The following is an 8,405-nucleotide window of genomic DNA, read 5'->3' as shown; positions in this document are numbered from 1 at the left end:
TGGAACAAGGTGCGGCCGATCATGCAGCACGGGCTGATGAGCCTGGCCGTGCTCGACCCACGGTTTACCCACACCATGATCAGCGTGACGGTGTGGGTGGAGGGTACGGCTGAAGAAGTGCGTGGTCGGCTGCTTGAGGGAGCCAACATGAAGGTGACCCAGGCGAGCAGTGCGGCACAGATTGCCTTGGTGGATATCTCGGTGGCGGCGGGGACGCTGGAGGCGAATGCGCGCAAGGTGTTGAAGGACTTGCGCATTACTTCGCAGCAAGCGGCGCAGTTGGTACGGACTGGCTTTAGCGGCTTGCGGGGGGTGGCAGGCAGTTGGGAAGTATTGCTCGCGATAGGCGGATTGTATTTGCAACACGACAGCTTGAGCAGAAACCAGGAAAAGGTGGAGGTGGAGATTGGGCCCAAGGCGCATGAGGCCAAGCTGGCGTTGCAAGGTTCGCTGCTGGGGATATTGGGCGGGCAGATTGAGTTGATTGGGCTCGTAATGCGCTCCAGCACCAGCAACATAAACAGGCCATGGGCTCGGGGGGCTGCTGTCACTGGAAAAGCCATCATAAAAATAGGCGCTGTATTGAGTGCAGTTGCAGGTGTTTTTGACACGGTACAAGCGATTTTGGCGAGAAAACGCACTTTGGCCACTGGTGATACTACAGCTGCTCAGCAATATAAATATGCATATATTGTGTCTGGGGCGAGTGCGGTGGCGTTTGTGGTTGCAGTTTTCAGACCTTTCGTGTTTGGCCCTCTGGGCGTTGCAATCACACTGTCTCTAGTCGCCTATGAGTTGAGCAAGCGAGCGGAAAATAATGACTCAACGGCTCTCGAACGCTGGGCACGTCGATGCTATTTCGGGCTCGCCAACGAAACACCCTCCATACACTGGAATGCTCCGGAGTTTTCAGACATTGCATTCGCCGAGCTTAATGCAGCGACGTTGGGTGTTCAGGTGAAGCTACACTTTGAGTCGAGTTTGGCTACGGACCCTACACTCCCCAAGGTAGGAGGCTTGGTCAGCTTGAACACGGTGCAACAGCTCAAGTTTCTCGTCACATTACCCAGGTTTAGTAAGGCGAAATCCGCCTATCGCTGGAAACTGATAGCGCATCGTTTCGGTGACGGAACGTTTCCGGATTTCGTAGGTGGAGAGACTATTGCCTCGGGCGATTACCTGGCACACGCAACGAAATCACTTTCTCCTTCATCTTCATTTTCTAAATTTTCGCCCCCGCGCCACCCGGACTATGCAAGTGTTTTTCCCATTGATGAAAACCAGAGACCCTATGCTGTCGAAGATGGCAGTGTTCAGCTTGAGATTTCTGGGGTTGTACCTCTGGTTCCTATGATTGGGACCCACAGCTTGCTCGCCGCCACCCTGCTGATTATGTATTGGCCCGACCGCAATTTACCGGACGCCTATATTGAAGTTTGCTCTCGGGAGATGAATGAATGACGCTTAAGCCCAAGGTTTTGTGGGAGCGTGCTATAGGTTGGAGCTATGATCTGCCTTCAACGGGAGAGGAGCCAGATGGCCGCTGCTGGGTAGAGGCTGTAGATCCCTCGCCTAATTATTTTGATGATGTCTACCTTGAGCTGCCGAGGAAAACAATAAGCCTTCGAGGGGTTTCAGCATTAATCGGTATTCCTGGTTTGCTTTTTTGCGCTGGTTCGATACTTTCTTTGTACTGGGATTTATTCGTGTACGGATTGCAGCGTGACTGGTTAATGAATGTATTATTTCTGATTGGCTCGCCAATCATTCTATGGGCACTCATCCCTTACGCGATAGAGGACCTCGTCTTGCCCAGAGACGAACCCATCCGCTTCAATCGCCGGCGTCGAAAAATCTACATCTACGAGTACAAGATCGACCGCATTTTCATTTTCAGCCGCAAACGTCGCGGTGTCCGACCCGTCGCCCATAACTGGGACGACGTCACCGCCGAGGTCTACCGCATTTACGCCCCCGGCCACGGGGGCCTGATCGAAAACGTCATGCTGTCAGTCCGTAACCCCGAAACCAATGAAGTCATTGACCGTGTCTTCTTCACGCATACCTTGGATCAAGGCAAGGCCTACTGGGCCATCGCCCGGACCTTCATGCACCAAGGCCCTGAAGCCCTGCCCAAGTTCGTGCATCCCCCCCGCGACTGGAATGATGACGATGGCTTGAGCCATATGCATTGCCTGGCACCAAAGGTTCAGTGGCCAGCGGACATCGACCGTGAATCCCGTACTGCACCGTCTGACGCAGAGGCCCAATGAGCGGGGACAACCTGTGGCGCAGAGATAGAGAGCGGGTTAAGCATTTCCTGGTCGAAGGTGCGGCGGTTTGGGAACTCGGGCATGCCCGTTCCCACAGTGATCACGTCGTCTCCAAGAAATCCATCGAGGTACCCCCACTTCGGGGGAATGCTGCCGGGTGATCCTCCCCAATCTGTTTCGGTTACCACCATAACTAACTGAAAAAAATAGAAATATTCTTCTGGCACACACCTTGCTCCACACCTCCGCAGAGTCCCCGTGCCCCGGAGGTGCAGCATGTCTACGCCACGCAAAGGCCCCCTTCTGTCATCACTCGTTCTGGCCCTGCTCGGCTGGGAAACGACCAGCGAGGCGGCCGTGCAGTGCCAGCGCACCTTGGTCGCCAACGTGGTGGCGCTGGACCAGCCCCTGATGTTCAACCGCCTTGGCGCGCAAAACGCCAACGGCATGATGTTCGCCCTTCGTGAAGATGTGGTGGACGACAAGCAGGTCCCCCTCAGCAAGGGCGGGGCCGCTGTTCCGGGCAAGGTCACCTTGCGCCCGGACAAGCGCCCACGGCCGATCGTGCTGCGGGTGGCCGCCGGTGACTGCCTCACGGTCAACCTGACCAACCTGCTGGCGTACCAGGCCAACCCCAACAAGCACGGTATCGACCCCGAAGAAAACGAGGTCGAAGGTGAAGAGGAAGGCCCGGAAACCGAGGTTGAAAACGAAGGTGGTGAACATTTCGTTGCCGACGAGCAAGTCAATGACCGGCATGTCGGCTTCCAGGTAAACGGCATGCAGGCGGTCAACAGCATTGGCGACATCGCCGCCAACACTGGCCGCAATGGCAACTTCCTGGTGTCGCCCGGCAACACCCGCAGCTACACCCTGTACGCCGAGCGCGAGGGGGCCTTTGCGGCCACCAGCCAAGGCGCGACCTTTGGCGGCCAGGGCGGGGCGGGTAACGTTGCCAACGGCCTGTTCGGCCAGGTGGTGGTTGTACCCAAAGGTGGGCGAACCTACCGCAATACCCTGACCGAAGAAGAAATGCGCCTGGCTACCACCGGCCGTACCGCCACCGGCCAGCCGGTGATCGATTACCAGGCCCGCTACCCGCAGGCCGAACCGTGGCTCACCGAGGGCAAGGCCGGCAAGCCGATCATTGCCATGGTCGACGGCAATGAAATCCTCAACAGCGAAACCGACGCCATCGTCATGGGGCCGAACCCCGATGGCAGCTTCCCGCGTTCGACTTACCCGCTGGAAAGCGTCAACAAGCGCAACCCGGCACTGCCCAACCGGCTGGAAGCGTTCCGCGACTTCGCCTCGCAGTTTGCCGATGAGGTGGCCGCCACCCAAGCCTTCCCGGGCTACTGGGCGGACCCGGTGATGGGCCATGTGCTGGAGCCGACCCGCGATTCGTTCATGATCAACTACGGTTCTGGCGGCATGGGCGCTGAAGTGGTCGCCAACCGCCTGGGCGTGGGGCCGATGCACGACTGCCTGTCGTGCGCGTACGAGGAGTTCTTCCTCAGTGCCCACACCGTAGGCGATATCGGCACCCTCGTGGACGTGCCAGCCAACGTCGGCCTGGAAAACATTCGCCCAGGCGAAACGCCGCCGGCCAGCGCCGTGGGCGTCAAGGCCAACATGGCCCTGTACCCGGCAGAACCCGCCAACGTGCACCACAGCTACATTGGCGACTTCACCAAGTTCCGCAACACCCACAATGGCCACGAACAGCACATCTTCCACCTGCATGGCCACCAGTGGCTGTTCAACCCCAACGACGACAACTCCGACTACATCGACGCCCAAGGCATCGGCCCGGGCATTGGTTACACCTACGAAATCGCCAACGGCGGTTCGGGTAACCGCAACCGGGTGGCGGGCGACGCGATTTACCACTGCCACTTCTACCCGCACTTCGCCCAGGGCATGTGGGCCATGTGGCGGGTACATGACGTGTTCGAGGAAGGCACCCGGCTGGAAGTGAGCGGGCAGGGCGAAAATGGCTTCCACAGCACGCCGTTCGCCCTGCGCAGCGGTAAACCGGCCGTTGGCGCCCGGGCATTGCCTGATGGCGAGATCGTTGCCGGTACGCCGATTCCTGCCATCGTGCCGCTGCCTGGCAAGGCCATGGCGCCGATGCCGGGCAAGGTGGTGGTGGTGCCCAAGCTGTCCGAAGAACTGGTCGCTGCCAATGACGATGAAGAAGAGGGCGACGACGATCACGCCAACGAAACACCAGCGCGCAAGGCCGTGGGTTCGCTGGCACTGGTCGACCGCACCGATGCCAACCGCAACGCCGATGGCACGCTGAAAAACCCAGGCTACCCGTTCTGGATCGGCGGCATGGAAAGCAGCGTGGGCAATCGCCCGCCAACCCCGCCACTGGACATGCTCGACCCGGCCCTGGCCCGGCAGCTGAAAGACAGCGGCAAAGCCCTGTGGGCCAACCTGGACCCCAACCAGGTCGACGGCTGGGATGGCGGCCTGGGCCGGCACGCGCTAGACGGCGTGTCTGCAGGCGGCGAAGCGGTGACCACCACCACCAAGCTGGACTTCTCCAAGGTGGTGCACAAGGCCAAGCCCATCTACCTGCCGGAAGAAGGCACCGATGTCGAGCAGGCCGCCATGCAGTTCCACTCCAAGGCCGAGCACCCAAGCTTTGCCCTGGTGCCCGGCAGCCAACCCGTTGCCAAGGCGTTCCGCACCAACGGTGCCTTGCCCACGGCCGGCGCGCCCTTCTACGAACCTTGCATGGATGACCGCGGCAAACGCCTGACCCAAACCTCGGGGGTAGGTGAGTACGTCAGTGGTGAGAGCCTTACCGGCATGAACTTCCGGGGTTCGTCCACCTTCACCGCCGACCGCCCGCGTATCTACAAGGGCGCCAACATCCAGTTCGACGCGGTGTACAACAAGGTCGGCTACCACTTCCCGCAGGCGCGCATCCTGGCGCTGTGGGAAGACGCCTGGCCAGTCATCACCAAGCAGCGCCCGCCAGAGCCGCTGGTGATGCGCATGAACACCTTCGACTGCACCATGTACACCCACACCAACCTGATCCCGTCGTACTACGAAATGGACGACTACCAGGTGCGTACCCCCACCGACGTGATCGGCCAGCACATCCACCTGCCCAAGTGGGACCTGACCGCCGCTGACGGCTCGGCCAACGGCTGGAACTACGAAGACGGCATTCTCTCGCCCGGCAGCGTGGTAGAGCGTGTGCATGCCATTCGTGCCTACAACGGCTGCACCGAAGGCGACAGCCGCGACGGCACTGCTGCCTGCCCGAAAGCCAAGCAGCACCCGTACTTCGGCCGCTTTGGCCGGGCTGACTGGCTGGGCGCGCGCACGGCCATGCAGCGCTGGTTTGCCGACCCGCTAGTAAACGTGAACAACGTCGACCGTGGCCTGGGCACCATCTTTACCCACGACCACCTCGGCCCATCGACGCACCAGCAGCTCGGGCTGTATGCCACCGTGCTGGCCGAGCCTGCCGGCTCCACCTGGTACCATGCCGAAACGGGCGAGCAACTGTACAACCCGGCCACGCGCCAGGACGGCGGGCCGACTTCGTGGCAGGCGGTGATCAAGACCGGTGACCACGATGGCGACGGCAAGAACGACAGCTACCGTGAGTTCTTCCTGGAGTACAGCGACTTCCAGCATGCCTATGAAGCCGGTGTGTATGTGGGTGCAGGCCCGGACGGCATCCCCAATGGCCAGTCCTACCCGGCCACGGCCGACAGCTTCCGCTATGCCATCAACCCGCCAGTCCGGCAGAAGGCATCCAACCTGCTGGAATCGGTGGTCGAGTCGCGCGGTGGCCTGGCCCCTGGTTGCCCAAGCCGGCCTTGCCCACAGGCGATTTCGGTGGATGACCCGGGCATGTTCGTCGTCAACTACCGCAACGAGCCGCTGGCCCTGCGCGTGTTTGACCCGAACAAGGTCGGCCCCGACGGCAAACGCGGCATGCAGGCGGACGGCCTGGCCGGCGACCTGAGCTACGCCTTGCAAAGCCGTACCGACCGTGCGATCCCGGCCATGAACATGGCGCCGTCGGCGATCACCTCGGCGGTTGGCCCTACCGGTGGCACCACGCTGTTCCCACCGCACATCAACAAGGCCGGCAGCGAGCCGGGCGACCCGTTCACGCCCATGCTGCGCACCTACTCTGGCGACAACGTGCGCCTGCGCCTGCATGCCGGTGGCCACGAAGAGGAACACAACGTCACTCTGCACGGTGTGAAGTGGCTGCAGAATGGCTCGGGCTTCGGCAACAGTTCCAACTCGGGCTGGAAGGCCTCGCAGATGATCGGTATTTCCGAGCAGATGGGCTTCATGGCACCGGTGTCGATGATTTCCAGCTCCGCCGCTACCAACGGTGATTACCTGTACTCCATGGACGCGGCGCTGGAAGGCTACTGGAACGGTATCTGGGGGGTGATGCGCAACTACACCGCTCAACGCGCCGACCTGTTCCCGCTGCCGAACAACACCCAGCCGGTGGCCATGCGCAACACCGTGAACTTTGACGGCATCTGCCCGAAAACCACCGCCAACCCCAACGGCATCGGTACCCGTACCACGGTCAAGCGCAGCTACGAGATTGTCGCGGCGCTGGCCAACGACATTCTCGAAAACCGCAACGGTGTCAGCATCAACGACCCGGCCGGTGCGGGCCAGCATGTCGGCGGGCCACTGAAGGCCAACGGCGGCACCCTGGTGTTCAACAGCCGCAAAACCAGCATCCCGCAGGTCACGGTGGTGGACGAAGAGGACGGCACCACCTTCACCGTCGGCGGCCACAGCGCCCCGCTGCATGACCCGACCGCCGTGCTGTACGTGCGCAAGGCCGACCTGGACACCACCACGGGCAAGCTCAAGGCCGGTGTACCGGTGGAGCCGCTGGTGCTGCGCGCCAACGCCGGGGACTGCATCAGCATCACCCTGGAAAACCGCCTGCCACAGGTCATGCCAGACCTGCCAAGCACCGCCGTGATGCAGAACGTGGTCAAGCGTGACCGCTTCGACAGCGAAGGCTCCACCGCCTTCAACAACAACCTGATGCGGCCTTCCAGCCATGTGGGCCTGCATGCCCAGTTGCTGGCCTACGACATCACCAAGTCCGACGGTGCCAACGTGGGTGCCAACCCGGTACAAACCGTGCCACCCCGGGTGGGCAACAGCGGTGCCTACCCAAGCCGGGTGTACCAGTACTACGCCGGCCACCTGGAGCGTGAGGGCAAGCCGGTGCTGCAACTGGGCCGCACGGTGGACAACATCAACACCACCGCCATCGAGTTCGGTGGCCTGAACCTGGCGCCGTCGGACTTCATCAAGCAGCCGCAGAAAGGCCTGGTGGGCGCCATGAGCATCCTGCCGCAAACCGCAACCTGGACCGAGGACACCGCCAGCCGGGCCCAGGCCACGGTCAAGGTCACCGGCCAGCCCGACTACCGCGACCTGGTCACCGTGTGGCAACGCTCGATGAACATGCGCTGGGCTGACGGCCGCCCGGTCGAAGGCATCGCCACCGAAGGCAATGGCGTGCCGGGCGACCCGAAAGACAACGGCAACATGGCCATGAACTACAAGACCGAACCGCTGTGGCTGCGCTTTGGCCTGGCACCGGATGCCCCCTTCGGCCATGCCGATGGCTTCGGCTTCGCCGATGTACCGAACGCGCACATGGCCTACAGCAACGCCCTGGTTGGCGGTGACCCGCAAACCCCGGTGCTGTATGCCAAGCCCGGCCAGCCTGTGCGCAGCCATGTGCTGATGCCCAGTGGCGGCAGCCGCGGTATCACCTACCAGCTCGATGGGCACCTGTGGCCGTTGCACAACTACCAGGCCGAGAAGAGCGACGCGGATGGCTACCCGATGAGCCTGCCCGGCATCGGCTCGGTGCGCTTCGGCTACAACCCGATGGCCATGTACATCGGCGCCCAGGAAAGCGTACTGCCAGCGGCACACTTCAGCTTCATGCTGCCCAGTGCCGGCGGTGCCAACGCGGTGGCGGGTGACTACCTGTTCCGCGACTACGCCGCCTACGGCAACCTTTCGGGGCTGTGGGGGATTTTGCGGGTGACCAACGAAGCGCCGCCGGCAACGGCCCCGGCGCAGTGACGGAAG

General features: G+C 61.7%; 2 protein-coding genes and 1 pseudogene. All 3 read left to right on the top strand.

Annotation, left to right across the window (positions count from 1 at the left end; genetic code table 11):
- Positions 1–1,461, top strand: a pseudogene (locus N436_RS24150) (hypothetical protein); the annotation flags it as partial.
- The gene (locus N436_RS28825) at positions 1,458–2,273 is read left to right on the top strand and encodes a DUF6708 domain-containing protein (protein ID WP_256590023.1); all 816 of its coding nucleotides are present in this window, start codon (positions 1,458–1,460) and stop codon (positions 2,271–2,273) included. The pseudogene N436_RS24150 and the gene N436_RS28825, both read left to right, overlap by 4 nt.
- 276 nt (positions 2,274–2,549) lie before the next feature.
- Positions 2,550–8,399 carry a manganese-oxidizing multicopper oxidase MnxG gene (gene mnxG, locus N436_RS24140; protein WP_110742127.1) on the top strand — a complete coding sequence of 1,950 codons (5,850 nt, stop codon included), beginning with the start codon at positions 2,550–2,552 and terminating at the stop codon, positions 8,397–8,399.
- Positions 8,400–8,405 lie beyond the last annotated feature (6 nt).

Origin of the sequence: Pseudomonas sp. RV120224-01b (assembly GCF_003208145.1) — a bacterium.
Lineage (GTDB): Bacteria > Pseudomonadota > Gammaproteobacteria > Pseudomonadales > Pseudomonadaceae > Aquipseudomonas > Aquipseudomonas monteilii.
Note: the sequence above shows the minus strand (reverse complement) of the source record. Positions and strands in the feature narration are given on the sequence as shown.

Excerpts from the sequence above, each read along its gene's own strand:
- N436_RS28825 (WP_256590023.1), top strand. The coding sequence starts at position 1,458 with ATGACGCTTAAGCCCAAGGTTTTGTGGGAGCGTGCTATAGGTTGGAGC.
- mnxG (WP_110742127.1), top strand. The coding sequence starts at position 2,550 with ATGTCTACGCCACGCAAAGGCCCCCTTCTGTCATCACTCGTTCTGGCC.